We start from the raw sequence: 24,456 nt of genomic DNA, 5'->3' as shown, positions 1-24,456 counted from the left end.
CGCGTGGCGCGACTGGAGTGGAACGCCTGGCCGCCCGGCTCAGGCGGGGGTGGTGCCCGCGGCCTGCGGAATATGCTGGCGCAGCCAGGTGGCGGCCGCGCGCGCGGCCAGCCGTTCCTGCTCGCGCTCGGCGGACGCCGGGGGCAGCGCCAGCCAGTGATGCGCCCCCTTCAACAGCGGGTAGGCGCGCTCGAGGATGATCGCTTCGGCAGTGCCCGGCGTCACGATGAGGCGCACCGGCGTGCGCACCATGCGCAGCGGTTCGGCGCCGGCGAGATCGGCCCGGCCGCCGAGGCAGGCGATCGCGCTCAGGCGCTCTGGCACACGCACGGCGGCGCGGATCGCGGCGGCGCAGCTGGTGCCGTCGGCGGCCAGCCCGAGCGGCAGGTCGACCAGCGGCGGTTGATGCGCAGCCCATTCCATGGCGGCGAGAATGCGCTCGGTGAGCCTGGGGATGTTGAAGCTCGCGTCCGGGTCGCGCTGTGCTTCGAGGCGGGTGAGCAGGTGGACCGTCATGGTGGCGAAGCCGGCGGCCTGCAGTTCGAGCTCCAGCGGCCGCTCGGAGGGGCCGAGCGTGGACGGGCCGGTGGCATGCACGCACAGCGCCAGCGCGCGCACGTCGGGCGCATGGGCGAGCACGCCATCGAGCCAGACGCCGGTGGCGGGAATGCTCAAAAGAGTGTGACGGAGTTTCACGAAGACGTTCTGTGGCCCAGGGGCTCGCGATGGATGGAGACCGGAATTCTGCGCGCCCCGAAGGCGTCATGCACGGCGGCCCCGACCGCCCCGAAGCGGCCGGCCAGCCGGGTGCCGCAACGCGGGCAGATGCCGTCCGTGCCCGCTCGGTAGCTACGGATCTCGTACCAGTCGCGCACGATCAGCGCATCGCCACAGCCGGTGCAGTAGGTGGTGTCGCCGTCGGTGTCATGCACGTTGCCGGTATAGACATGTCGCAGCCCGGCATCGAGGGCGATCCGGCGCGCACGGCTCAGTGTCGAGGGCGGTGTGGGCGGCACGTCCGACATCTTGAAATCCGGGTGGAAGGCGCTGAAGTGAAGCGGCATGTCGGCGCCCAGCTCCTTGCGCACCCAATTCGACAAGGCCGCGATCTCCGTGTCCGAGTCGTTGTGGCCGGGGATCAGCAGCGTGGTCAGTTCCACCCAGACATCGGTCTCGTGCCGCAGCCACACCAGGGTGTCGAGCACCGGTTGAAGATGCGCGCCGCACAGCTTGACGTAGAAGGCGTCGGTGAAGCCCTTGAGGTCGACATTGGCTGCGTCCATGCGCGAGAAGAAGTCCTTGCGGGCGCACTCGCCGATGTAGCCGGCGGTGACGGCAACCGTCTTGAGCCCGCTTTCACGGCAGCGGTCGGCGACATCCATCGCGTACTCGGCGAAGATCACCGGATCGTTGTAGGTGAAGGCGACGCTGTGGCAGCCCCAGCGCAATGCGGTGTCGACGATCTCCTGCGGCGAGGCCTGGTCCATCAGCGTGTCGAGGTCGCGCGACTTGGAGATGTCCCAGTTCTGGCAGAACTTGCACGCCAGGTTGCAGCCTGCAGTGCCGAAGGAGAGGACCTTGCTACCCGGGTAGAAGTGGTTGAGCGGTTTCTTCTCGATCGGGTCGATGCAAAAGCCCGAGCTGCGCCCGTAGGTGGTGAGCAGCATCTCGTCGCCGTGGCGCATGCGCACGAAACACGCGCCGCGCTGACCTTCGTGCAGCTTGCAAAGGCGCGGACACAGGTCGCACTGGAAGCGGCCGTCATCGAGCCGGTGCCAGTAGCGGGCGGAATAGTGGCTGCCGAGGTCGGCGGTCGCCGTGTTTGCTGGGGTCATGATGCCTCCGCTTCGGCCTCCTTCCATTTGCGCACCTGGTAGCGTGCGGCCATCAGGCCTGGCACCGGCCTGTCGGGCGCGAGCCCGGCCTTGCGCTTGAGTGCGGCGAGGAAGTCGCGCGGCACCGGCAGCTGCTCCCACACCTGGGGCAGGAAGGTGGCGCTGCGGCAGCCCGAAAACAGGATCAGGCCATCCTCGTTGGGGCGCAGCTGGGCGAGCAGCGCGTCCTCGTTGGCGAATTCGAGATACTCGGGCTCGGACAGCAGCGACACCTCGACACGGATCCTGTCGAGCTCGCCGGCTTGCAGGGGCGCGAAGCGCGGATCCTCGCTCGCCGCGGCAACCGCGTTGGCGATGACGTCCTCGGCCAGGGCGCGGCCGCGTCGCAGGCTGCCGATGCAGCCTCTCAGCTCGCCGTCCTCCGTGAGGGTGACGAAGGTCGCGCCGCGTTCGCGCAGGCGGGCCTCGTCGGGCACGACCGGCTGTGGGCCACGGCCGAGGTGGTGCGCGATGGCAGCGCGCGCGAGCCCCAGCAGGGTATCGCCCAGTTCAGTCTCGGCGAGTTCAGTGTCGTGCATGGCTGGGGGCCTCCGCTTCGCAGAAGGCGATGCTGGTGTAGCCGACCACCCGCGATCGGTCGCCCGCGGTGTCGCCGGAGTTGCGCAGGTCGAGCAGGTGGGCGTGCAGATGGTGGTGGGCTGCCGCGAGCAGCAGGCCGTTGATCGGTGTCGCGCCGCAGGCCTGTTCATGGTCCAGGCCCGCGCGCAGCGCGAGCACTGCCTCGACCGCGGCGCGGTCGGACCACTGCGCCTCGTGGTAGCTCAGGTAGTGGGAGAGGTCTGAGCTGATCAGGATCAGCGTCTCGGGCCCGCCCCACAGACTCTCGAGCAGGTTGGCCACCGCCTGTGGCGAGGCGTCGCCGACCAGGACCGGCACGATCTCGAAGCGTTCGAGGATGAGTTGCAGGAAGGGAAGCTGCACCTCGAGGCAGTGCTCGAGCGCATGCGGGCGGTCGTCCACCACCAGGTCCTCGCGCGCCTGCAGGTCGAGCCAGTCGGGCTGGGACAGGGGCACTTCGCCGAGCGGGGTGGCGAACATCTGCGCGGCAGGCAGGGCGAAGCCGCGCACCGCCATGCGGTGGGTCGGCCCCAGCATCACGACGCGGCGGATCACGCTGCGCAAGGGGGCGAGCATGGAGTAGGCGCTCGCGGCCACCGCCCCGGAATACATGTAGCCGGCGTGCGGCACGATGATCGCCTTGGGTGCGGGCGCGATCTCGAGCGGCACGGCGGTGGCGAGCAGTTCGGCGATCTGCGTGCGCAGCACGCGCTCGTCGCGGGGGTAGAACTGACCGGCGACGGCCGCCGGGCGTATCGAAGCCAGTGCCATAGGGGAGGATCCTGCGTGTTGCCTGTTCGACAGGCGGTCAAAAGAATTATAGGCCCTCGCCTCGGCGCCTGCAGGGCACGGCTAGAATGCGCGCCATGCAGAACTTTCATCCCCGCCACTTCGCCATCGTGCCTGCGGCCGGCAGCGGCTCGCGCATGGGCTCGGCCCGCCCCAAGCAGTATCTGCCGCTGCTGGGCAGGCCGCTGATCCATCATGCCTTGTCGGTGCTGTGTGCCGCGCCGGAGATCGACAAGGTGTTCGTCGTCCTGTCGGTGGACGACCGCGAATGGTCGCGCCATGACTGGTCCGCGCTCGGCCCCAAGCTCACGCCGCTGTTCTGCGGCGGTGCCACCCGCGCCGACAGTGTGCTGGGCGGGCTGCGCGCCATCTCGGCCGGGGCTGCGCAGAGCGACTGGGTGCTGGTGCATGACGCCGCCCGGCCCTGTCTTGCGCCCTGGCATGTCGACAAGCTGGTGCGTGAGCTCGCGCACGACGAGGTCGGCGGCCTGCTGGCCGTGCCGGTGGCCGACACGCTCAAGCGCGCCGACGACCATCGCCATGTGATGGAGACCGTGCCGCGTGACAGCCTGTGGCAGGCACAGACGCCGCAGATGTTCCGCTACGTGATGCTGCGCCGCGCCCTCGAGGATGCGACCGACGTCACCGACGAGGCGAGCGCGATCGAGGCGGCCGGGCTGCGTCCGCGGCTGGTGCAGGGGGATGCGACCAACCTGAAGGTGACCTATCCGCTCGATCTGCATCTGGCGGAATGGATCCTGCAGAACAGAGAGGGCTTGCAGCGATGAACTTTCCTTTCCGCATTGGCCAGGGCTTCGACGTGCACGCCCTGGTGCCGGGACGCGCGCTGATCGTGGGCGGCGTCACCATTCCCTTCGAGCAAGGCCTGCTCGGGCACTCGGACGCGGACGTGCTGCTGCATGCCCTGACCGATGCCCTGCTCGGCGCGGCCGGGCTCGGTGATATCGGCCGGCTGTTTCCCGACACCGACCCCGCCCATGCCGGGGCGGACAGCCGGGCCTTGTTGCGCGAGGCCTTCGCCCGGGTGCGCGCTGCGGGCTGGCAGGTGGTCAATGTCGACGCCACCGTGATCTGCCGTGCGCCGCGGATCCTGCCCCACGCGCCGGAGATGGTGGCAAACATTGCCGCGGACCTGGCGATGGCGCCTGAAGCGGTGAACATCAAGGGCAAGACCACGGAAAAACTGGGCTTCACCGGCCGCGGCGAGGGCATTGCGGCGCAGGTCGTGGCCCTGCTCGCACGGCCGGCGCATGGCTGACGCTGCCCCGACGGCAGAGCGGGGCGTCACGCGGCGCGTCTTCTTCGCACTGTGGCCGGACGCGGCCACCGCAGCCGGCCTGCATGCGAGGGCGCGCGCCCTGCACGCCGAGTGCAGTGGGCGTGCCATGCGGCGCGACACCCTGCACCTGACCCTGGCCTTTGTGGGAAACGTGCCGCAGGACGGCATCGCCCGTCTGGAGCACGTCGCCGCAGAGGTGCGGGGAGCGCCCTTCGTGCTCGAACTCGATCAGCTTGGTGCGTGGCACCGCAATCGGATCCTGTGGACGTCGGCGAGCTCAGCGCCACAGGCCCTCGTGGCCTTGGCCGATGCGCTGGCGCTGCGCTTGCGCGAGGCGGGGTTCGTGCTCGAGGACAGGGCCTTCGCGCCGCACATCACGCTCGTGCGCAATGCGCGCGCCGCGCCCATGGCGCAGACCTGTCCGGTGCTGCGCTGGCCAGTCGCGAGCTTCGTGCTGGTTGTGTCCGAGCCTACACCGGCCGGTGCCCGCTATCGCGTGCTGGGGCGCTGGCCCCTGAGCTGCAAATGAAGAACGGGACGCGAGGCGTCCCGTTCTTCATTGGCTCCGGTCGTGTTGCCGGCTGCGTCTCCTGGACGGAGACGATCTTGTCAGGTGTGTGCTGCGTTCAGTACGAGCGTTGCGGCCTCATCGCTAATTTCAAACGCATCCTCCTTCGCCTGTTGGCCTGCGGCCATCTGGCGGGTGACAGATCGGGTTTGAAGCACGTACGAAGCGTCCTCCTTCAAAGAAAGATCGCCGAACCGAGTCGCTCCGTGAGCTCGTTTTCCGGCGTCTTGGTGTAATCCTTTTCGAAGCGATCGGAGATCATCTGTGCGGTCGGTGCGTCGATGACGGTGTTCAGCATGCCCATGAAGGCGGGTGGTGCAACCAGGATGGCGCGCTTGAAGGCGTTGGTCGCGCGGCCTTGATAGAGCGCCTGTGCGATTTCCTGTGCAAAGACCTTGGCCTCGTGCTGTTTGGGAAGGGTCTGCGGTTGCATCGAGCCGCCGGTCGAACCATTTGCGGCCATTGCGCCGGATCGGTCAGAGACCAGTTCGGCATTTTTTTGTCGGCTTTCGGGGTGGATTAGTTCCTTCACCAGCGTCAGGCCCTTGTTGGGGCCCAGATTGGCGTAGAGCTTTGCCAGGCTGGCGTTGGCAACCAAAATCCAAGTTATGGTCATGAGGCATCCTCCGCGAGTGAAGGGCCGTGAGGCCCGTTATCGTCTTCCGTTCGGGGGCACATACGATTGCAGCTTAGGACAGCCGAACGCGGCACGCAACGACCAAATTCGATGAGCGGCTCAGGCCTTCTCGCGGCGGTCCGAGGTAAAGCGCGCGACGAGCAGGCTGGCGAGAATCCCGCCCACACCGGCGGCGGTCACATTGACGATCTCCGAGATCGGCAAGGCCACCACGATCAGCGCCACGACGATCACGACGAGGACGTGCATGCTCTCCTTGGCTGCGCCGAGGAACATCATGAACACCGCTGCGTAGATCGATGGCAGCGTGTAGTTCTTCAGCATGTCGATGGCGAATTGCGGCAGATGGTTCAGGATCAGGTTGCCGAGCAGGACCATCGCCAGTACGAAGACGAGGTTGATGAGCACGGACACCGCGATCCCGATCACCGCGACGACCTCCGCCTTCCTGGTGCCGAGTTCGGCATTGACCGCCGTCTGGCTGCCGATGACCACCGGCAGCCGCATGTTGCCGATGTTGCCGGACAGGAAGCTCATGTAGGTTCCGGCGACACCGAGCATCGGGAAGTAGGACAGGGGCTCGATGATCCAGATCACGCCGACGAAGGCGGCGATGGGGATGAAGGCCCGCAGCACCGCCTCGAATCCGGGCCAGGCGCCGACCACGAAGGACAGGTAGAAGGCGGGCAGCAGGCTGAACACGAGACCCAGGACGAGGGTCACGATGCCCAGACGGTGCGCCCTCGGGATGAAGGTCTGCGAGTAGAAGCTATCGGCTTCAGCGTTGCGCATGGTCATTCCCCTTTCAAGCCATCATCGTGTGAGTGAGCTGGCCGGCGGCGAGCCCGATCAGCAGGCCGAACCCGAGGCTCCACTCCTTGAGCCAGGGCTGCGTCTTGCCCAGATGACGGAAGAGCAGCATGCTCAGCGCCGCGCCCAGGGCCGCGGCGAGCTTGTCCGCCTCGACCTCGATGTTGCCGAGCGAGCGGATGTTGAATGCCGCGTTGATGCTCAGCACCAGGAAGATCACCGCCGGCGTGATCACGCCCATGATGATCAGCGTGCGCGGGCTGGAGGTCCGCATCTTCGCCTGCGCGTTGCCCAGGCGCTTGGTCAGGATCAGGGTGGCGATGATCCAGCCCGAGCCGCCCAGCGTCATCGCCCATACCGAGTTGGTGAAGGCCTGCAGCCCATAGCCCTCCTTGCCGAGTTCAACGCCGAGCGCGGTGGCGCCCTGTGCCGAGGCGTACAGCTCGAAGACCGCCGAGCCGATCACGCCGATGCGCATCAAGGTCATCGGCGCGCCGATCAGCGCCACCAGGCTCACCGACACGATGAACACGGCCACGGCGGGGCCGATGCTCGTGATCGTCGCCGTCTTGTAGACGCGCGCCTTTTCCTCGGGGGTGAGTAGGCCGAACTTGTCCGAGAAAGCCAGCGCGTGACGAAGGTACATCAGAGCCTGGACGACCACGATCGATACCAGCACCAGGGCCAGCACCCACATCGCGGTCGAATTCGCAACGGAAAGATAGTCGTCCATCTCTCACCTCCTTGCTTGTTTGAGGATGCCGCGACGGCTTATGCGCCGATCTCGAAGTACTGCTCGGCCAGCCCGACCCACAGCCGGGCGCCCACCGCCAGGCAGGCATCGTTGAAGTCGTAATGCGGGTTGTGCACCATGCAGCCGCCTGCCCACTGGCCGTCGGCGTGGCCGTTGTCGCCATTGCCGACCAGGACGTAGCAGCCCGGCACCTGCTCGAGCAGGAAGGCGAAGTCCTCGCTACCCGTGAGCGGCTGGGCGTCGGCCACCACCTGCGCGTCGCCGAAGACCTTGCGCGCGACCTCGACCGCGAAGGCCGTCGGTGCGGCCGCGTTGATCAGCACCGGGTAGCCGCGCTCGTAGCGGATCTCGCTGGTGCAGCCGTAGGCGCGCGCCTGGTGTTCGGCGAGCTCGCGGATGCGCTGCTCGACCACATCGCGCACGGCGGGGTCGAGGGCGCGCACGCTGAGCTCGATCTCCGCGGACTCGGCGATGATGTTGTAGGCCGAGCCCGCCTGGATGCGGCCGACGCTGATCACGGCGGCGAGGTTGGGGTTGATGTTGCGGCCGACGATGCTCTGCAGGGCGAGCACGGTCGCCGCCGCCGGCAGGGTCGGGTCGACCGCCTTGTGCGGCAGGCCACCATGGCCGCCAAGGCCGATGAAGCGGATCAGCACCTTGTCCGAGGAGGCCATGAAGGCGCCCGGGCGCACATGGACTTGGCCGACCGGAATGCCCGGCATGTTGTGCATGCCGAAGATCGCATCGCAGGGGAAGCGCTCGAACAAGCGCTCCTCGAGCATGCGACGGGCGCCCCCACCGCCACCGAGCTCCTCGGCCGGCTGGAAGATCAGCACCAAGGTGCCGTTGCCGGGCAGCTGTCCCTGGCGTGCGCGCTCGGCGAGGGCCTGCGCGGCACCGAGCAGCATCGCGGTGTGACCGTCGTGGCCGCAGCCGTGCATCTTTCCCGGCACCTTGCTCGCCCACGGCAGACCGGTCATCTCCTGGATCGGGAGCGCGTCCATGTCGGCGCGCAGGCCCAGCCGAGGGCCGCTGCCATCGCCGATGCGCAGCACGCCCACCACGCCGGTGACGGCGATGCCGGTATGCACCTCGTAGCCCCACGCTTGGAGTTGGCTGGCGACGAGTGCGCTGGTGTCGTGCTCCTCGAAACCGAGTTCCGGATGCTGGTGGATGGCATGGCGCCAGGTCTTCATGGCGTCCACGTCCGGCGCGAACAGGGTCGTATCACTCATCGCTTGCTCCTTCATGAATAGAAATTGCTCATGAGCGAATGATAGATATCTGCCGCGAACACCATAAGGCGATATTTTTTCGTAGGTGACAACCAAATGAGGGCATAGGGCGCATGACGGCGCACCGTCCGCCTGTTCCGCAGCTACCAGTCGGCCGCAGGGGGCCGATCCTCCGGATAAGGGTATGGCGGGGCAGCGGCCGCTTCAGAACACGCCCATCGCCAGGCCGGCGGCCATGGCCTCGCCGAGCTCCTCGGCGCGGCCCAGGTCGGCGGCGGTGATCTCCTTGCGCACGATCAGCGCTTCCGCCACCTGCTTCCAGCCGTAGCCGTTGGCGATGCGGCCGATCTCGCGCACGGCACCGGTGCCATCGTTGCCCGCGCTGACGAAGACGGCGTAGGGCAGGCCGGTGAGCTTGCCCTCGCAGGGGTAGTAGGTGCGGTCGAAGAAATCCTTCAGGGCCCCGGACATGTAGCCGAAGTTCTCCGGCGTGCCGAGCAGCAGGCCGTCGCAGGCGAGCAGGTGTTCGGTGCCGGCGTCGAAAGCACGGTACATCGCGGTGTCGGTCTCGGTGACGCGCGTCGCGCCGCGCAGCACGGCGTCGGCGAGCTGGCCGGTGTTGCCGCTCTGGGTGTGATAGACGATCAGCAGGCGCTTGCGCTCGGGCATGGTGGCCTCAGTCCGGGAGGCGCGGCTCGCAGCGGCCCGGGTGGCGTATCTGGCCCGCTGCTGGATCGAGCCGGTAAAACTGGCTGAGTTGATCATAGACGGCCGGAAAGCGTTCCTGCAGCACGATCGGCGTCTCGAAGAAGGCTTCCGACACGACGGCGAAGAATTCGCCCGGGTGCTCGGCGCCGTAGGGGTCGATCGCCGTCTCCACCCCGCGGTCGACCTCGGCGCAGAAGTCCTCGTAGGCGGCCGAGAACACCGTGGCCCAGTGCGCGCGCGACATGCCGGCGTGCAGCCGCGGCAGGCCGTCCACGCCGCCATTTTCCATGTCGAGCTTGTGGGCGAACTCGTGGATCACCACGTTCACTCCGGCCGGCTGCTGGGCGCCGGCGAACCAGGCGATGATCACCGGTCCGCCTTCCCAGGCCTCGCCGAGCACTTCGTCGTCGTATTCATGCAGCACCCCGGCCTCATCGACCTCGCGACGCGGAATGATGAAGTCGCCCGGATACACCACCACGCCAACCCAGCCGGCATAGGCCTCAAGTCCGATGTTGAGCACCGGCAGGCAGGCCTGCAGCGCGATGGCGAGCAGCATGTCGTCATCGAGTTGCAGCCCCTGGGCACCGTGGAACTGCTTGATATCGAGAAAATCGAGCGCCATGTCGCGCAGCCGCAGGCGGTCGCCCGGGTCGAGAAAGTCAAGGAAGGGAAGGGTGGCCTCGACCCGCGACCACTGTGCCGCATCGACGACGGGGCGGCTGTGCTGCAGCCCGAACAGGCGGCGAAGGCTTTCGAACATCTCGATCAGCCCGCCGGGAACCCAGGGCGGGCCCGGTGGAGGGCGCGCGACAGGCATCCGGGCGGGTGACGAGGCGCGCAATCTGGCTGGGTGGGCAGGGGCATCATCGGGCGAGCAGTCGCTGTGGTGCCCGGATGATCGCACAGGATCAGGCTGACCACAGGGAAGGGCGGCAGGGAGGGCGTGCGCGCTCGGCTGACGGCAGCGAGCGGCTGCCCGATGTGGGATAATCCCGCCCCATGGTTTCCGTCACACACGCCATCGCCCAAGGCGATACCGCCCCCCCACTGGACATGCTGGCTGCCGGCCTCGACGAGGCCGAACGCGCCCGCATCGAGGCCGCGCTCGAGTGGATTGCCGACCTCTACGAAGGCAAGGTCCTCGGCACCGGCGAACCGATATGGACGCACGCGATCGGGGCCGCGCTGATCGCCGCCTCGCTGCGCATGGACGTCGAGACGCGTCTCGCGGCCCTGCTGTTCGCGGTGTGGGATGAGCTGGACGATCCGGTGGCGGATGTGACCGAGCGCTTTGGTGGCGAGGTCGCCGCCCTGGTCCGTGGCCTGCACAAGCTCAATGGCCTGCGCGTGCTCACGCGCATGACGACCACCGCGTCGGCGCCCGAGATCCGCGCCCAGACCGAGGTGCTGCGCAAGATGCTGCTGGCGATGGTCGAGGACATCCGCGTCGTGCTGGTGCGCCTGGCGTCGCGTACGCAAACCCTGCGCTACTACACCGACCTGCCGGGCGACGCACGCGTCGATGTCGCGCGCGAGAGTCTGGACATCTACGCCCCGCTGGCCAACCGCCTGGGGGTGTGGCAGATCAAGTGGGAGCTCGAGGATCTGGCGTTCCGGTTCATCGAGCCGGACACCTACAAGCGCATCGCCAAGATGCTCGATGAGCGCCGCGTCGAGCGCGAGCGCTTCATCGAGGATGCGATCGAGCGCCTCAAGCGCGAACTTGCCGCCGTCGGCATCAAGGCCGACATCACCGGCCGTGCCAAGCACATCTATAGCATCTACAACAAGATGCGAAAGAAGCGGCTCGACTTCTCGCAGGTGTTCGACATCCGCGCGCTGCGCGTGCTGGTCGATGAGGTGCGCGACTGCTACACCGTGCTCGGCATCGTGCACCAGATCTGGCAGCCGATCGCCAAGGAGTTCGACGACTACATCACCAAGCCCAAGGGCAACAACTACCAGTCCCTGCATACCGCGGTGCTGGCGGGCGATGGTCGTGCGCTCGAGGTGCAGATCCGCACCCACGACATGCACAAGCACGCCGAGCTCGGCGTCGCGGCGCACTGGCGCTACAAGGAGGGCGCGCGCGACAGCGCCGACTACGACGAGAAGATCGCGCTGCTGCGCAACCTGCTGTCGTGGCGCGACGAGGTCACCGATTCGGCGCAGTGGATGGAGCAGTTCAAGCGCGCCTCGCTCGACGACACGCTCTATGTGCTGACGCCCCAGGGCAAGGTGGTCGACCTGCCGCGCGGCGCCACGCCGATCGACTTCGCCTACCGCCTGCACACCGACCTCGGCCACCATTGCCGCGGCGCCAAGGTCGATGGCCACCTGGTGCCGCTCAACACCCCGCTCGAGAGCGGGCAGACGGTGGAGATCGTGGCGGCGAAGGAGGGCGGGCCGTCGCGCGACTGGCTCGATGCGCGCCAGGCCTACGTGGCGACTTCACGGGCGCGCACCAAGATCAAGCAGTACTTCGCCCAGCTCGATGAGGAAGACCTGCTGTCGCGCGGGCGCAGCTTCGTCACCAAGGAGATGCAGCGCGACGGCCACGCGCAGGCCAATATCGACGGCCTGGCCGAACGCCTGGGCTTCAAGAATGCCGAGGCGTTGTACCTGGCCGCCGGTCGCGGCGAAGTCGGGCCGCGTGCTGTGCAGATCGCCCTGCGCGAAGGCAGTGCGCCGCCTGCAACCGAGGCGGAACCCGAGTTCGTCGTCAGCCGCAGCCGTTCGGGCGACAACTCGGACAAGATCCTGATCGTCGGCGTCGGCAAGCTGATGACCTCGCTGTCACGCTGCTGCAAGCCGGCGCCGCCGGACGCAATCGAGGGCTTCGTCACCCGCGGCCGCGGGATCTCGATTCACCGCGTCGACTGCCACGACTTCCAGTTGCTGGCCACCGCGCATCCGGAGCGTGTGATCCCGGCCGAATGGGGCGAGCGCGCGCACGACGCCAAGACCGCGCTGTACCAGGTCGACATCACGGTGCAGGCGGCCGATCGCCAGGGGCTGCTGCGCGACATCTCCGAGGTGTTGTCACGCGAGAAGCTCAACGTCATCGCGGTCAATACGCTGACGAAAAAGGGCACGGCCTACATGCGCTTCACGATGGAAGTCGCCGGCATCCGTCAGATCCAGCGCGCGATCACGCTGATTCGCGAGGTGCCGGGCGTGATCGACGCGCAGCGCAAGTAGGCGGCTTCAGCTGTTCGCCGCCAGTTCCTTGAGCAGGATGAGCTGGGCCGCGCGGCGCACGCTGCGCGGGTGCTTGCGGCGGTAGCGCCCGTCGGGCTGCATGTCCCAGGCCTGGCAGTTGTCGCCCAGGTAGGGGCGCAGGCCTTCCTTCATGACGCGGCGCTTGAGGCGCGTATCGAGCACTGGGAAGGCGATCTCGATGCGGCGGAAGAAGTTGCGATCCATCCAGTCGGCGCTGGACAGGTACATGTGATCCTCGCCGTCGGCGTGGAAGTGGAAGATGCGCGTGTGCTCGAGGAAACGCCCGACCACCGAGCGCACACGGATGTTGTCGGACAGGCCCGGCACGCCGGGGCGCAGCGCGCACGGCCCGCGGATGATCAGGTCGACCTCGACGCCGGCCTGCGAAGCCTCGTACAGCGCCTCGATGGTCTCGGGCTCGAGCAGCGCGTTGAGCTTGGCGATGATGCGCCCGCGCCGGCCTTCGCGGGCGATGTCGGCCTCGCGGCGGATCGCGGCGACGACATTGGCCTGCAGCGTGAAGGGCGCCTGCCACAGGTGGCGCAACTCGGTCGCCGTACCGAGGCCGGTGAGCTGCTTGAACACCGCGGCGACGTCCTCGCCGATCTCGTCGTTGCAGGTGAGCAGACCGAAGTCGGTGTAGAAGCGGGTGGTGCGGGGGTGGTAGTTGCCGGTGCCCATGTGCACATAGCGGCGCAGGCCGGTTTCCTCGCGGCGCACGATCATCAGTAGCTTGGCGTGCGTCTTGTAGCCGAACACGCCGTACACGACATGTGCACCGACCTCTTCGAGGCGGTTGGCCAGGGTGATGTTGGCCTCCTCGTCGAAGCGCGCCATGAGCTCGAGCACCACGGTGACTTCCTTGCCCTTTTGCGCGGCGCGGGCGAGATGCTCCATCAGCACCGAGTCGGTGCCGGTGCGGTACACCGTCATCTTGATCGCCAGCACCTGCGGGTCGTCCGCGGCCGCGCGCAACAGCTCGATGACCGGCATGAAGCTCTGGAACGGGTGGTGGAGCAGGATGTCGCCGCCGCGGATCGCGGTGAAGATCTGCCGGCGCTTGTCGAGCGACTTCGGTACGCCGGGGACGAAGGGCGCGTACTTGAGGTCGGGCCGCTCGACCCAGTCGGGTACCTGCATCAGGCGGACCAGGTTGACGATGCCGGGCGTGCGGTACAGATCGTCCGGCGTGAGATGGAAGTGCTGCAACAGGAAGGCCGCCATCTCCTCCGAGCAGTTGTCCGCCACCTCGAGGCGCACGGCGTCGCCAAAATGACGCTGCTGCAGCTCGCCCTTGAGCGAGGTGCGCAGATCCTTGACCTCCTCTTCATCGACGAACAGGTCGGAGTTGCGCGTGACGCGGAATTGATAGCAGCCGAGCACCGTCATGCCGGTGAAGAGTTCGTCCACATGCGCATGCAGCACCGAGGACAGGAAGACGAAGGTGTATTCCTGCTCGCAGATGTCGCGCGGCAGCCGGATCACCCGCGGCAGGGCACGCGGCGCCTGCACGATCGCCGCCCCGGAGTCGCGGCCGAAGGCATCACGGCCCTCGAGTTCGACCGCGAAGTTCAGGCTCTTGTTGAGCACGCGCGGGAAAGGGTGGGCGGGGTCGAGGCCGATCGGGGTCAGCACCGGCATCACTTCGCGCATGAAGAAGTCGTGAATCCACTTGCGCTGCGCCTCGGACCACAGGCTGCGGCGCAGGAAGACGACGCCCTCCTGCTCGAGTGCGGGCAGGATGGCGTCGTTGAGCAGCTCGTACTGGTCGGAGATGATGTCGTGCACTTCGTCGCTGACGCGCTCGAGCAGGTCGACCGGCGCGATGCCATCCTCGCCGGCCTTGCGGCTGCCGATGCGGATCTGCTCCTTGATACCGGAGACGCGGATCTCGAAGAACTCGTCGAGGTTGCTGGACACGATGCACAGGAAGCGCAGACGCTCGAGCAGGGGTACGGTGGGGTCGGCGGCTTGGGCCAGCACACGACGCTGGAACTGCAGGAGGGAGAGCTCGCGGTTGAGGAAGTGTTCGGCGGGAAACTGCTGGAGATTGCGGCTGGCGTTGTACATGGGCGGTCCTGTGCGCGGTGCGACTGCCCCGATTATGTGACAGTTTCTTTGCGACTTCATGACAAGGAGAACCCCGGCGGCCGTCATCGGCGGGTCTGTTTGCGGCAATGATTCACGCCGTGGGCCGGGCGGCGGCAGTGCTAGAATCGGCAGCCTCGGCGCCCTTGGCGTCTGTCCCCGAAAACATGATGCAAGATCTGATCGCGGCAATCGACCTCGGTTCGAACAGCTTTCGGCTGCAGGTGGGCCGCATCGTCAACGACCAGATATATCCGCTCGATGGCTTGAAGGAGGCGGTGCGACTGGCCGCCGGCCTGTCGCCGGACAAGAAGCTCGACCTCGCCGCGCAGCAGCGGGGCGTGACCGCGCTGCAGCGTTTTCATGAGCGGCTGCGCGACTTCCCGCCCGAGCGTGTGCGCGCGGTGGCCACCAACACGCTGCGCGTGGCCAAGAACGCCTCGGACTTCCTGCTGCGGGCCGAGGTGGCGCTGGGCTTTCCGATCGAGGTGATCGCCGGGCGCGAGGAGGCCCGACTGATCTATGTCGGCGTCGCCCACACCCTGCCTGATCCGCACAAGCAGCAACTGGTGGTCGATATCGGCGGCGGCTCGACCGAATTCATCGTCGGCAAGAGCTTCGAGCCGCTGCTGCTCGAGTCGCGCTACATGGGCTGTGTCGGTTTCAGCCTGCGTTTCTTTCCCGACGGCCGGATCGACAAGCGTGGCCTGCGCGATGCCGAGCTGGCCGCGCGGCGGGAGCTGCAGACCATCTCGCAGGCCTACCGCGAGGCGGGCTGGGAGGAGGCGGTCGGCTCGAGCGGCACCGCCAAGGCGCTGGTCGAGATCCTCGAGCAGAACGGCTTCTCGGCCAGCGGCATCACCCGCGAAGGCCTGGAGAAATTCAAGCTGGCGCTGCTGCGCGCGGGCCACATCGACAACGTGGACCTGGCCGGCCTGAAGGGGGATCGGCTGCCGGTGATTCTCGGTGGCTTTTCCATCATGAGCGCGGTGTTCAAGGAGTTCGGCCTCGAGCACATGGTGTTCTCTGAAGGGGCGTTGCGCCTGGGGGTGCTCTACGACCTGCTCGGGCGCTACCACCACCACGATCTGCGCGACGCCACGGTGAGCGCCTTCGTGCGCCGCTACGGGGTCGATGTGCGCCAGGCGCACCAGGTCGCCGACACGGCCTGTGAGTTGCTGGCCCAGCTCGAGCCGACCATGGCCGCGCCGGAACACCCCGACCACCGCTTCCTGCGCTGGGCGGCGTTGCTGCACGAGATCGGGATCTCGGTCGCGCACTCGAGCTATCACAAGCACAGCGCCTATATCGTCGCCAATGCCGACATGCCGGGCTTTTCGCGCATGGACCAGGCGCGCCTGGCGCGGCTGGTGCTGGCGCACCGCGGCAAGCTCGAGCGCGTGGCCTCGATCGACCCCGGCAGCGTCGATTGGCTGCTGATCGCCTGCCTGCGCCTGGCGGTGGTCATCCATCGCGCCCGCGATGCCCGCGGCCTGCCGCCGATCACCATGAAGCGCGAGGGACGCGGCTTCTCGGTCACGGCGGCGCCGGGCTGGCTGCAGAAGCTGCCGCTCACCGCCGCCGCGCTGGAGGAAGAGCAGCGCCAGTGGCTGGGCATGGGGCGCGGCCTCTACGTGCGCGCCCTGAGCGTGCGCAGCGCGACCGCCTGAGCACGGATGGGGCCGGCGGGCGGGGCGCCAGTGCAGGCTCGCGATGTCGTCGAGCTCGGTCCCGACGGCATCCGCCTGAACGGCGACTGGACGCTGCGTGCGCTCGCCGCGCGCCTGCCGGGGGTGCGGCGCCGGCTTCGCGCCGCACCCGCCGGCGCCGCCTGGTCGCTCACCGAGGTGACGCGTCTGGACAGCTTTGGTGCGACACTGCTGTGGCAGGCCTGGGGACGACAGTGGCCTGCTAGCCTGGACGCGAGCCAGGCGCAGCGCGAGGTCATCGAGCGCGTCGCCCGTGCGGCCGCGAAGCCACTGCCGGCGATGCCGGGCTTTACGGTGATCGATGCGGTGGTGCTGCTCGGCAGTGTGCTGATCGGCTTCGTCCGCCACGTCAGGGATTTCGTCGCCCTGCTGGGGCAGCTCTTCCTCGACCTGCTGCACCTGCTGCGCCATCCGCGCGAATGGCCGCTGCTGGAGATCTCGGCCAACGTCCACAAGGTGGGGGTGAAGGCGATGCCGGTGACCGCGCTGGTGGGCTTCCTGATCGGGGTCGTGCTGTCCTATCTGTCGGCACTGCAGCTCAAGACCTTCGGTGCCGACGTGTTCATCGTGAATATCCTGGGCCTGGGCATCATCCGCGAGCTCGGGCCGGTACTGGTGTCGGTGCTGGTGGCGGGGCGCTCGGGCTCGGCGATGACCGCGCAACTGGGCGTGATGCGCGTGACCGAGGAGATCGATGCGCTCGCCGCGATGGGGGTGTCGCGCTCGCTGCGGCTGGTGCTGCCCAAGGTGATCGCGCTGACGCTGGCGATGCCGCTGCTGGTGCTGTGGACCTCGGCGATCGCGCTGCTGGGCGGCTGGGTCTCGGCCTGGGTCGAGCTCGATCTCAGCTTCCACTATTTCGTCGAGGCCCTGCCCGAGGCCGTCCCGATCGCCAACCTGTACATCGGTCTCGCCAAGGGTGCGGTGTTCGGCCTGCTGATCGCCCTCATCGCCTGCCACTTCGGTCTGCGCGTACAGCCCAACACCGAGAGCCTGTCGTCGAACACGACGGCCTCGGTGGTGTCGGCCATCACCGTGGTGATCCTGGTCGATGCGGTGTTCGCGATCGCCACGCGCTCGATCGGGCTGCCGGCATGAGCACCCGGCAGACTGCACCGCCGCCGGTGGTTGCGCTATGCGACATCGTGACCCGCTTCGGCGACAACCTGGTGCACGATGGGCTGGATCTCGATATCGGAGCCGGGGAGATCGTCGCCCTGGTGGGTGGCTCGGGCAGCGGCAAGACCACCTTGCTGCGCCACATCATCGGGCTCACCGAACCGGCGGCGGGAAGCGTGCGGCTGTTCGGTGAAGCGCTGCACGCGGGCAGCGTGCATGAACGCCTCGCCCGCCAGCGGCGCTTTGGCGTGCTGTTTCAGCAGGGGGCGCTGTTCTCGGCCTTTACCGTGGGTGAGAACATCGCGTTTCCGCTCAGGGAACTCGGCGTGGTGAGCGAGGACGAGATTCGCGACCTCGTTGCCCTCAAGCTGGCGATGGTGGAGATGGAGGCTTCCGACGCCCTGCTGATGCCGGCCGAACTGTCGGGGGGCATGGTCAAGCGGGCGGCGCTGGCGCGCGCGCTGGCGCTGGAGCCCGAGTTGCTGCTGCTCGATGAGCCGACCGCTGGGCTGGACCCGGACCGCAGCGCGAGCTTCGTGCGCCTGATCCTGTCCTTGCATCGCGAGTTGGGCCTGACGGTGGTGCTCGTCACCCACGACCTCGATACGCTGGCGGCGATGGCGAGCAAGGTCGCGGTGCTGGCAGACCGTCGGATTCTGAGCTATGCGTCGATCGAGGACACACTGCGGGTGGATCACCCCTTCATCGAGCGCTTCTTCGGCGGCGCACATGGACGGCGGGCCCTGAGGCACGCCAAGGAGTCAGGCTGACATGGAAAATCGGGCGCATGCGCTGGCGGCCGGCTTGTTCGCAATCGTGCTGGGGGCGGGCATCGTGCTGGCGATGTGGTGGTTCTCGCAGGACCGCGAGCCGATGCGCGACCTGGTGCTCGTGGCGCACGGCGACATCAACGGCCTGGGGCCGCAGTCGCGGGTGCGATTTCGCGGGCTCTCGGTCGGCACCGTGAGCGAGATCCGGATCGACCCCGAGGACGCGCGCAACATCCTGGTCCGGGTGCAGGTGCCGCGCGAGCTGCCGCTGACCCGGGGCACGCAGGCCAGCCTCGGCACGCTGGGCGTGACTGGCCTGGCCTACGTGCAACTCGATGACCGCGGCAGCGATCCCGCCCCGCTGCTCGATGTGGCGGGACAGGCGCCGCGCATCACCCTCGAGCCCGGCCTCGTGGACAAGCTTACCGAGCGGGCGCTGCTGGCGATCGAGCACTTCACCACCGTCGGCGAGCGCGCATCCGCCCTGCTCGACGACGACAACCTTGGGCGCATCCGTGCCACCCTCGCGCGGCTGGAGTCTGCGACCGCCAGCATCGACCAGGGCTTTGCCGAGGTGCCACGCACGCTCGCGGCGGTACGCAGTGCATTCAACCCCGACAACATGGCCGCCCTGTCGGCGATGCTGGCCAACCTCGAGCGCACAAGCGCCGAGGTGGCGCCCGCATTGACCGATCTGCGCAATCTCATGCAGCGCGTTGACCAGATGGCCGCGCGGCTCGACCAGGCGGCCATCGCCGCCAGCGACGGGCTGGTCGATGGCACGCTGCCGCAACTCAACGATCTCCTGCGCGACCTGACCGCCACCTCGCGCCGCCTGGGACGCCTGATCGAGGAGGTCGAGTCGACGCCGCAGATGCTGCTCACCGGGCGGGCGGCACGCGAGCCCGGTCCCGGCGAGCCGGGCTTTGCGCCCGAGCGTTGAAACGCCTAGCGATTGGAAACCCGCACATGACGAAGTTATCCATCTTCCCGCCGCATCGCCTGCAAGCTCGACTGGCCACGCTCGTGATTGCCTTCATCGGCTCGTTTGCGGCGGCTTGCGGCGGGCTTCAGTTGCAGCCGAAGCCGATGGCCTTCTACGACCTCGGCATCGGGGCCCGGAGCAGTCTTGCACCGGCCCTTGCACCGGCGCAGATCGAAATCGCGACGCCGCCCTGGCTCGAGGCGAGCGCGATGCAGTACCGCCTGGCCTGGGATGACCCGCTGCGACGGCGTGCCTATGCCGAGAGCCGCTGGGTGTCACCGCCACCGGCGATGCTGGGACTGGCCCTGAACCGCGCGCTGCGCAGCGAGGGCGCGGGTGGACGCTGCCGCCTGCGCGTCGAGCTCGATGAGTTCATCCAGGATTTCGCCTCGCCCGATGAGAGCCGGGTCGAGATCGTGCTGCGTGCCGGGCTGCTGCCGCCGCGCAGCGACAAGGCCATCGCCGGTCGTGAGTTCCGTGCCGTCGAAGCGGCGCAGACGGCGAACGCGGCGGGTGGCGTCGAGGCCTACCGGCGGGCGAGCGCGCGCCTCGTCGCCGAGCTTGCAGACTGGGTCGGCGCCCTTGACCGCGAGCCTGGCGGCGGGTTGAATGCAACGGGCCGCTGCGGGGGCTGAACACAACATGGATCGCCCGCGAGGGCGGTATCGAATCGACCGAGGGGAGAATCAATGAGCGAGACCACACCGTCGCCCTATGCCGTGGGCCTGGAAAAGAACGCAGCGAACTACGTGCCCTTGACGCCGCTCACCTTCCTCGAGCGCAGTGCCTACGTGTATCCGGACCGCGTGGCGGTCATCCATGGTGCGCGCCGCCAGACCTGGCGCGAGAGTTATGCCCGTTGCCGGCGCCTGGCCTCGGCGCTGAAGCAGCTCGGGGTGGGCAAGGGCGACACCGTCGCCGCCATCCTCAACAACACCCCCGAGATGTTCGAATGCCATTTCGGCGTCCCGGCCTGCGGCGCGGTCCTCAATACGATCAACACCCGGCTGGATGCAGAGGCGGTCGCCTTCATCCTCAATCATGGCGAGGCCAGGGTCCTGCTGACCGATCGCGAATATGCCCGCATGGTGAGGAAGGCGATCGAGCTGGCCGGACGCAGCGACATGATCGTGATCGATGTTGATGATCCCGAATACACCGGCCCGGGCGATCTCTTGGGCACCATGGATTACGAGGCGCTGCTGGCGACCGGCAGCGAGGACTTCGTGTTCGAGCAGCCGGCCGACGAGTGGGAGGCGATCTCGCTCAACTACACCTCGGGCACGACCGGCAATCCGAAGGGGGTGGTCTATCACCACCGCGGCGCCTACCTGAACGCGATGTCCAACATCGTGTCCTGGGGCATGCCGCCGCATGCGGTGTATCTGTGGACCTTGCCGATGTTCCACTGCAACGGCTGGTGCTTCGCATGGACGATGGCGGCCAACGCCGGCGTCAATGTCTGCCTGCGTCGCGTCGATCCGCGTCTGATCTTCGACGCCATCCGCGAGCATGGGGTCACGCATTATTGCGGCGCGCCCATCGTCCACTCGATGCTCGCCAACGCGCCGGAGGAGTGGCGCAAGGGCATCAATCACAAGGTGTCCGGCCTGGTGGCTGCGGCGCCGCCACCGGCTGCCGTGATCGAGGGCATGGCGAAGATCGGCTTCGACATCACGCACGTGTACGGCCTGACCGAAACCTACGGCCCGGCTTCGGTGTGCGCCAAACATGATGAGTGGCGCGAGCTGCCACTGGCCGAGCAGGTGACGCTCAACGGTCGCCAGGGCGTGCGCTATCACGCGCAGGAAGGCATCACCGTGATGGATCCGAACACCATGGAACCGGTGCCCTGGGATGGCGAGACCATGGGCGAGATCATGTTCCGCGGCAACCTGGTGATGAAGGGCTACCTGAAGAACCCGACGGCCACTGCCGAGTCCTTTCGCGGTGGCTGGTACCACACCGGCGATCTTGCCGTGATGCAGCCCGACGGCTACGTCAAGATCAAGGATCGGTCCAAGGACATCATCATTTCGGGGGGCGAGAACATCTCCTCGATCGAGGTCGAGGACGCGCTCTACAAGCACCCTGCGGTGATGGCCGCCGCGGTGGTGGCGCTGCCGGACGAGAAATGGGGCGAGGTGCCGTGCGCCTTCGTCGAGTTGCGCGAGGGCGTCGAGGCGAGCGCCGAGGCGCTGGTTGCGCACTGCAAGGAGCACCTGGCCGGCTTCAAGGTGCCCAAGCGGATCGTGTTCTGCGAGCTGCCGAAGACCTCCACCGGCAAGATCCAGAAGTTCGTGCTGCGCGAGCAGGCGCGCTCCACCGCCTCGTTCGAGTAAGCGGCGGCCTTGGTGCGCAAGGCCTCGCGGTGCGCACCAAGGCCTTGCCGGCATGGCGCTCGTCGGCGTCAGGCGCTAACATGATCGCACGTTGACGTAAGCGTCAACAAAAATCCTTGAAGACCCAGCTTTCGTATTCGATACCGGAGGAGAGACATGAGTGCCGTGCCCGTTCCCGATGAGCAGCCGATGCTGTTGCGCCACGACGACCGTGGTGTGACCACCCTGACGCTGAACCGCCCCGCGCAGTTCAACTCGCTGTCCTTCGCGATGCTCGAGACGCTCATCGCCGCGGTCGATGAGATCGCACGCGACGACAGCGTGCGCGTGGTCGTGCTGGCGGGCGAGGGCAGGGCCTTTTGCGCCGGACACGACCTCAAGGAGATGCGCGGCAATCACGAGCTCCCCTTCCAGCAACGGCTTTTCCGGCTGTGCGGCAAGTTCATGATGAAGCTGACCGAGCTGCCGCAGCCGGTGATCGCGCGCGTGCATGGCATCGCCACCGCTGCGGGCTGCCAGCTGGTGTCGATGTGCGACCTTGCCGTCGCCGCCGACGTGGCGCGCTTTGCCGTGAGCGGCATCAACGTCGGCCTGTTCTGCGCCACCCCGGGCGTCGGCCTGTCGCGCAACATGGGCCGCAAGGAGGCGTTCGAGATGCTGGTTACGGGCGACTTCATCGACGCCCACGAGGCCCAGCGTCGTGGTCTGGTGAATCGTGTCATGCCCCTCGAGCAGCTCGACGAGGAGGTCGCCCGGCTGGCGGCCTCGATCGTCGCGAAGTCGCCGGTGGCGATCCGCATGGGCAAGCAGATGTTCTACAAGCAGCTCGAGATGGGGCTCGATGCCGCCTACCAGCTGGCGTCCGAGACGATGGCCTGCAACGCGATGTGCGAGGACGCCGCAGAGGGCATCGACGCCTTCATCGCCAAGCGCAAACCCGAGTTCAAGGGACGCTGAGGCCGCGGCAGGTAGCGGGGCACACGAGCGATGCTGATCGACTCGCACATTCATCTGGATGCAGCGGAGTTCGACGAGGATCGTGTCGCGGTCATCGAGCAGGCGCGCGCGGCGGGCGTCGGCGGTTTCGTCGTGCCCGCCGTCGAGGTGGGCAACTTCGCGGCGGTGCGTGCGCTTGCAGGCTCGCGCAAGGACTGCTGCTACGCGCTTGGCATCCATCCGCTGTATGTGATGGCTGCGGCCATGGACGACCTCGACCGCCTCGATCAGGCGCTGGCCGAAGGCGGCATGGTGGCGGTGGGCGAGATCGGGCTGGATCATTTCGTCACCGACAGCGATCCCGCGCGTCAGCTCGAATTCTTCGTCGCCCAGCTCCGCCTTGCCCGCCGCCACGACTTGCCGGTGATCCTGCACGTGCGTCGCGCCGTCGATCCGATCCTCAAGCAGCTGCGGCGCATTGGCGTGCGCGGAGGCATCGCCCATGCGTTCAACGGCAGCCGGCAGCAGGCGCAGATGTTCATCGATCTTGGCTTCAAACTCGGCTTCGGCGGCGCGATGAGCTTCGAAGGTTCCACCCGCATTCGCGCGCTGGCGGCCAGCCTGCCGCTGGAGTCGATCGTGCTCGAGACCGACGCGCCCGACATTGCACCGGCCTGGGGGCAGGGGGCACGAAACATGCCAGCCAATTTGCCGCGCTATGCCGAATTGCTTGCAGCGCTGCGCGGTATCGGCGTCGACGAGGTGGCGGAAGCGACCAGCCGCAATGCGAGCAGCGTGCTCGGGGGCTGGTTGCCGGGTTGAGCGCCCTCAGGCTGGTGCGGTAGGTAAATGCGAGGAGCGGGCGATGAGGTCGGCGATGTCGCGCTTCAGGCGCGGGATGTCGCTGTCGAACTTGTCGTAGATCATCAACGAGACGCCAAACACGTAGGCGTACAGCAGCATGCAGCGGCTCGAGGCCTCCTCGATCGGCACGCCGCAGCTGAGGAAGAGTTCGCGCGCGCAGCGCAGGCGGACGTCGTCCACCTCGGCCACGATGGCGCCGGCTTCCGCATCGCGGCGCGCCCAGTCGCGCACGGCAAGCTCGATCATCATGCCGCGCCGGCTGCGACTTGCACTGTAGACGTCGATGACGTGATAGATCTGCTCCAGTTCCCGGCCAGGCTGCGCCCGCGTCTGCTTGATGATGTCGCGTATGCGGCCATCCCGCCAGTGGTTCAGCACGCCGAGCAGCAGATCCCGGCGGTCGGTGAAATGCCAATAGAAGCTGCCTTTCGTGACCTTGAGCCGCTTGGCGAGCACTTCGACGCGCAGGCCGGCGATGCCTTCCTCGGCGAGCACTTCGATCGCGCCGGCGATCCAGGCGTCGCGGTCGAGCTGGGTGCGAGGTTTTTTTGAAGTGGTTTCCATACGGCGTAGTATTGACGATTCTGCGTCCATACGCTACCGTATGCAACATACCACCCCGTATGGGAGCGGTGCTGCTGCGCAGCAGTGCCATACGGGGAGGGCAGTGACATAATCAGGCAAGTCCGGCGCAGCCCGCCGGCAACAATCCAGAACCCACAAAGGAGCGCGGCAGAGTGAAGATTCTCGTACCCGTCAAACGCGTTGTCGATTACAACGTCAAGGTTCGCGTCAAGGCCGATGGCAGCGGCGTGGATATCGCCAACGTCAAGATGAGCATGAACCCCTTCGACGAGATCGCGGTGGAAGAGGCGGTGCGGCTGAAGGAAGCCGGCGTCGCCACCGAGGTCGTCGCGGTGAGCTGCGGCGTCACCGCCTGCCAGGAAACCCTGCGCGCGGCGCTGGCGATCGGCGCCGACCGCGCCATCCTGGTCGAGTCGGATGTCGAACTGCAGCCCTTGGCCGTGGCCAAGCTGCTCAAGGCGGTGTGCGACAAGGAGCAACCCAACCTGGTCATCTGCGGCAAGCAGGCGATCGACGACGACGCGAACCAGACCGGCCAGATGCTGGCTGCACTGGCGGGCTGGCCGCAGGCGACCTTCG

24 protein-coding genes and 1 pseudogene are annotated in these 24,456 nt (G+C 67.4%); 13 read left to right on the top strand and 12 right to left on the bottom strand.

The features are described from left to right. Window positions 1–39: 39 nt before the first annotated feature. The 4 genes from PLC66_RS16930 to amrB are packed head-to-tail and all read right to left on the bottom strand — an operon-like array spanning window position 40 to window position 3,224. Complete coding sequence (locus tag PLC66_RS16930; protein ID WP_324542508.1) at window positions 40–696, bottom strand: alpha/beta hydrolase; 657 nt, start codon at window positions 694–696, stop codon at window positions 40–42. Beyond that, window positions 693–1,835 carry an AmmeMemoRadiSam system radical SAM enzyme gene (gene amrS, locus PLC66_RS16925; protein ID WP_324542506.1) on the bottom strand — a complete coding sequence of 381 codons (1,143 nt, stop codon included), beginning with the start codon at window positions 1,833–1,835 and terminating at the stop codon, window positions 693–695. Before amrS ends, PLC66_RS16930 begins: the two co-directional genes overlap by 4 nt. Then, window positions 1,832–2,413, bottom strand: coding sequence for an AmmeMemoRadiSam system protein A (gene amrA, locus PLC66_RS16920; protein WP_324542504.1), 582 nt, complete (start codon window positions 2,411–2,413; stop codon window positions 1,832–1,834). The genes amrS and amrA overlap by 4 nt, the downstream gene beginning before the upstream one ends. After that, window positions 2,400–3,224, bottom strand: a complete 825-nt coding sequence (gene amrB / locus PLC66_RS16915; RefSeq protein ID WP_324542502.1) for an AmmeMemoRadiSam system protein B — start codon at window positions 3,222–3,224, stop codon at window positions 2,400–2,402. Before amrB ends, amrA begins: the two co-directional genes overlap by 14 nt. A gap of 95 nt (window positions 3,225–3,319) precedes the next feature. Between amrB and ispD the strand changes: the two genes are divergently transcribed. The 3 genes from ispD to thpR are packed head-to-tail and all read left to right on the top strand — an operon-like array spanning window position 3,320 to window position 5,071. Then, a complete protein-coding gene (gene ispD, locus PLC66_RS16910; protein ID WP_324542500.1) occupies window positions 3,320–4,030 on the top strand; it encodes a 2-C-methyl-D-erythritol 4-phosphate cytidylyltransferase in 711 nt (236 codons plus the stop codon). Then, window positions 4,027–4,521, top strand: a complete 495-nt coding sequence (ispF, locus tag PLC66_RS16905) for a 2-C-methyl-D-erythritol 2,4-cyclodiphosphate synthase (protein WP_324542498.1) — start codon at window positions 4,027–4,029, stop codon at window positions 4,519–4,521. Before ispD ends, ispF begins: the two co-directional genes overlap by 4 nt. Further along, a complete protein-coding gene (thpR, locus tag PLC66_RS16900; RefSeq protein ID WP_324542496.1) occupies window positions 4,514–5,071 on the top strand; it encodes an RNA 2',3'-cyclic phosphodiesterase in 558 nt (185 codons plus the stop codon). The genes ispF and thpR overlap by 8 nt, the downstream gene beginning before the upstream one ends. A 214-nt stretch (window positions 5,072–5,285) precedes the next feature. Here the strand turns inward: thpR and PLC66_RS16895 are convergent, their stop codons facing one another. From PLC66_RS16895 to PLC66_RS16870, 6 genes are all read right to left on the bottom strand, one after another. Then, window positions 5,286–5,726 carry a host attachment protein gene (locus tag PLC66_RS16895; protein WP_324542494.1) on the bottom strand — a complete coding sequence of 147 codons (441 nt, stop codon included), beginning with the start codon at window positions 5,724–5,726 and terminating at the stop codon, window positions 5,286–5,288. A 120-nt stretch (window positions 5,727–5,846) separates the two neighbouring features. Continuing rightward, on the bottom strand, window positions 5,847–6,539 hold the full coding sequence (locus PLC66_RS16890; protein ID WP_324542492.1) for a hypothetical protein: 693 nt from the start codon (window positions 6,537–6,539) through the stop codon (window positions 5,847–5,849). Between the two features lie 13 nt (window positions 6,540–6,552). After that, complete coding sequence (locus PLC66_RS16885) at window positions 6,553–7,290, bottom strand: DUF5058 family protein (RefSeq protein WP_324542490.1); 738 nt, start codon at window positions 7,288–7,290, stop codon at window positions 6,553–6,555. 38 nt (window positions 7,291–7,328) lie between these two features. Continuing rightward, window positions 7,329–8,546 carry a M20 aminoacylase family protein gene (locus PLC66_RS16880; protein WP_324542488.1) on the bottom strand — a complete coding sequence of 406 codons (1,218 nt, stop codon included), beginning with the start codon at window positions 8,544–8,546 and terminating at the stop codon, window positions 7,329–7,331. A 204-nt stretch (window positions 8,547–8,750) separates the two neighbouring features. Continuing rightward, on the bottom strand, window positions 8,751–9,215 hold the full coding sequence (locus PLC66_RS16875; RefSeq protein WP_324542486.1) for a flavodoxin family protein: 465 nt from the start codon (window positions 9,213–9,215) through the stop codon (window positions 8,751–8,753). A gap of 7 nt (window positions 9,216–9,222) precedes the next feature. Then, complete coding sequence (locus tag PLC66_RS16870; protein WP_324542484.1) at window positions 9,223–10,017, bottom strand: M90 family metallopeptidase; 795 nt, start codon at window positions 10,015–10,017, stop codon at window positions 9,223–9,225. A gap of 239 nt (window positions 10,018–10,256) precedes the next feature. On the opposite strand from PLC66_RS16870, the gene PLC66_RS16865 reads away from it, so the two are divergent. Further along, window positions 10,257–12,458, top strand: a complete 2,202-nt coding sequence (locus tag PLC66_RS16865; RefSeq protein WP_324542482.1) for a RelA/SpoT family protein — start codon at window positions 10,257–10,259, stop codon at window positions 12,456–12,458. A 6-nt stretch (window positions 12,459–12,464) separates the two neighbouring features. Here the strand turns inward: PLC66_RS16865 and ppk1 are convergent, their stop codons facing one another. Beyond that, complete coding sequence (gene ppk1 / locus PLC66_RS16860; protein ID WP_324542480.1) at window positions 12,465–14,549, bottom strand: polyphosphate kinase 1; 2,085 nt, start codon at window positions 14,547–14,549, stop codon at window positions 12,465–12,467. Between the two features lie 185 nt (window positions 14,550–14,734). Between ppk1 and ppx the strand changes: the two genes are divergently transcribed. The 8 genes from ppx (at window position 14,735) to PLC66_RS16820 (ending at window position 23,250) form a co-directional block, all read left to right on the top strand. Next, a complete protein-coding gene (gene ppx / locus PLC66_RS16855) occupies window positions 14,735–16,237 on the top strand; it encodes an exopolyphosphatase (protein WP_324542478.1) in 1,503 nt (500 codons plus the stop codon). Between the two features lie 6 nt (window positions 16,238–16,243). Continuing rightward, window positions 16,244–17,374, top strand: coding sequence for an MlaE family ABC transporter permease (locus PLC66_RS16850; RefSeq protein WP_503012232.1), 1,131 nt, complete (start codon window positions 16,244–16,246; stop codon window positions 17,372–17,374). Next, window positions 17,371–18,165, top strand: coding sequence for an ABC transporter ATP-binding protein (locus PLC66_RS16845; protein WP_324542474.1), 795 nt, complete (start codon window positions 17,371–17,373; stop codon window positions 18,163–18,165). The genes PLC66_RS16850 and PLC66_RS16845 overlap by 4 nt, the downstream gene beginning before the upstream one ends. A 1-nt stretch (window position 18,166) precedes the next feature. Then, window positions 18,167–19,108 (top strand): MlaD family protein, encoded by a 942-nt coding sequence (locus PLC66_RS16840; RefSeq protein WP_324542472.1) that lies wholly within the window; start codon window positions 18,167–18,169, stop codon window positions 19,106–19,108. 26 nt (window positions 19,109–19,134) lie between these two features. Then, the gene (locus tag PLC66_RS16835) at window positions 19,135–19,785 is read left to right on the top strand and encodes an ABC-type transport auxiliary lipoprotein family protein (protein WP_324542470.1); all 651 of its coding nucleotides are present in this window, start codon (window positions 19,135–19,137) and stop codon (window positions 19,783–19,785) included. Between the two features lie 54 nt (window positions 19,786–19,839). After that, window positions 19,840–21,492 carry an acyl-CoA synthetase gene (locus PLC66_RS16830; RefSeq protein ID WP_324542468.1) on the top strand — a complete coding sequence of 551 codons (1,653 nt, stop codon included), beginning with the start codon at window positions 19,840–19,842 and terminating at the stop codon, window positions 21,490–21,492. 156 nt (window positions 21,493–21,648) lie between these two features. Continuing rightward, window positions 21,649–22,449 (top strand): enoyl-CoA hydratase, encoded by an 801-nt coding sequence (locus PLC66_RS16825; RefSeq protein WP_324542466.1) that lies wholly within the window; start codon window positions 21,649–21,651, stop codon window positions 22,447–22,449. Window positions 22,450–22,479: 30 nt separating this feature from the next. Then, window positions 22,480–23,250, top strand: a complete 771-nt coding sequence (locus PLC66_RS16820; protein WP_324542464.1) for a TatD family hydrolase — start codon at window positions 22,480–22,482, stop codon at window positions 23,248–23,250. A gap of 6 nt (window positions 23,251–23,256) precedes the next feature. Here PLC66_RS16820 and PLC66_RS16815 read toward each other — a convergent pair whose 3' ends face one another. Beyond that, on the bottom strand, window positions 23,257–23,856 hold the full coding sequence (locus PLC66_RS16815) for a TetR/AcrR family transcriptional regulator (RefSeq protein ID WP_324542462.1): 600 nt from the start codon (window positions 23,854–23,856) through the stop codon (window positions 23,257–23,259). A 173-nt stretch (window positions 23,857–24,029) separates the two neighbouring features. On the opposite strand from PLC66_RS16815, the pseudogene PLC66_RS16810 reads away from it, so the two are divergent. Next, window positions 24,030–24,456 (top strand): annotated as a pseudogene (locus tag PLC66_RS16810) (electron transfer flavoprotein subunit beta/FixA family protein); the annotation flags it as partial.

Origin of the sequence: Thauera sp. (assembly GCF_035444905.1) — a bacterium.
GTDB lineage: Bacteria > Pseudomonadota > Gammaproteobacteria > Burkholderiales > Rhodocyclaceae > Thauera.
Note: the sequence above shows the minus strand (reverse complement) of the source record. Positions and strands in the feature narration are given on the sequence as shown.

Bases quoted from the DNA above. Each gene is read 5' to 3' on its own strand.
- amrS (WP_324542506.1), bottom strand. From the start codon at position 1,835: ATGACCCCAGCAAACACGGCGACCGCCGACCTCGGCAGCCACTATTCC.
- amrA (WP_324542504.1), bottom strand. From the start codon at position 2,413: ATGCACGACACTGAACTCGCCGAGACTGAACTGGGCGATACCCTGCTG.
- amrB (WP_324542502.1), bottom strand. From the start codon at position 3,224: ATGGCACTGGCTTCGATACGCCCGGCGGCCGTCGCCGGTCAGTTCTAC.
- ispD (WP_324542500.1), top strand. From the start codon at position 3,320: ATGCAGAACTTTCATCCCCGCCACTTCGCCATCGTGCCTGCGGCCGGC.
- ispF (WP_324542498.1), top strand. From the start codon at position 4,027: ATGAACTTTCCTTTCCGCATTGGCCAGGGCTTCGACGTGCACGCCCTG.
- thpR (WP_324542496.1), top strand. From the start codon at position 4,514: ATGGCTGACGCTGCCCCGACGGCAGAGCGGGGCGTCACGCGGCGCGTC.
- PLC66_RS16895 (WP_324542494.1), bottom strand. From the start codon at position 5,726: ATGACCATAACTTGGATTTTGGTTGCCAACGCCAGCCTGGCAAAGCTC.
- PLC66_RS16890 (WP_324542492.1), bottom strand. From the start codon at position 6,539: ATGCGCAACGCTGAAGCCGATAGCTTCTACTCGCAGACCTTCATCCCG.
- PLC66_RS16885 (WP_324542490.1), bottom strand. From the start codon at position 7,290: ATGGACGACTATCTTTCCGTTGCGAATTCGACCGCGATGTGGGTGCTG.
- PLC66_RS16880 (WP_324542488.1), bottom strand. From the start codon at position 8,546: ATGAGTGATACGACCCTGTTCGCGCCGGACGTGGACGCCATGAAGACC.
- PLC66_RS16875 (WP_324542486.1), bottom strand. From the start codon at position 9,215: ATGCCCGAGCGCAAGCGCCTGCTGATCGTCTATCACACCCAGAGCGGC.
- PLC66_RS16870 (WP_324542484.1), bottom strand. From the start codon at position 10,017: ATGTTCGAAAGCCTTCGCCGCCTGTTCGGGCTGCAGCACAGCCGCCCC.
- PLC66_RS16865 (WP_324542482.1), top strand. From the start codon at position 10,257: ATGGTTTCCGTCACACACGCCATCGCCCAAGGCGATACCGCCCCCCCA.
- ppk1 (WP_324542480.1), bottom strand. From the start codon at position 14,549: ATGTACAACGCCAGCCGCAATCTCCAGCAGTTTCCCGCCGAACACTTC.
- ppx (WP_324542478.1), top strand. From the start codon at position 14,735: ATGATGCAAGATCTGATCGCGGCAATCGACCTCGGTTCGAACAGCTTT.
- PLC66_RS16850 (WP_503012232.1), top strand. From the start codon at position 16,244: ATGGGGCCGGCGGGCGGGGCGCCAGTGCAGGCTCGCGATGTCGTCGAG.
- PLC66_RS16845 (WP_324542474.1), top strand. From the start codon at position 17,371: ATGAGCACCCGGCAGACTGCACCGCCGCCGGTGGTTGCGCTATGCGAC.
- PLC66_RS16840 (WP_324542472.1), top strand. From the start codon at position 18,167: ATGGAAAATCGGGCGCATGCGCTGGCGGCCGGCTTGTTCGCAATCGTG.
- PLC66_RS16835 (WP_324542470.1), top strand. From the start codon at position 19,135: ATGACGAAGTTATCCATCTTCCCGCCGCATCGCCTGCAAGCTCGACTG.
- PLC66_RS16830 (WP_324542468.1), top strand. From the start codon at position 19,840: ATGAGCGAGACCACACCGTCGCCCTATGCCGTGGGCCTGGAAAAGAAC.
- PLC66_RS16825 (WP_324542466.1), top strand. From the start codon at position 21,649: ATGAGTGCCGTGCCCGTTCCCGATGAGCAGCCGATGCTGTTGCGCCAC.
- PLC66_RS16820 (WP_324542464.1), top strand. From the start codon at position 22,480: ATGCTGATCGACTCGCACATTCATCTGGATGCAGCGGAGTTCGACGAG.
- PLC66_RS16815 (WP_324542462.1), bottom strand. From the start codon at position 23,856: ATGGAAACCACTTCAAAAAAACCTCGCACCCAGCTCGACCGCGACGCC.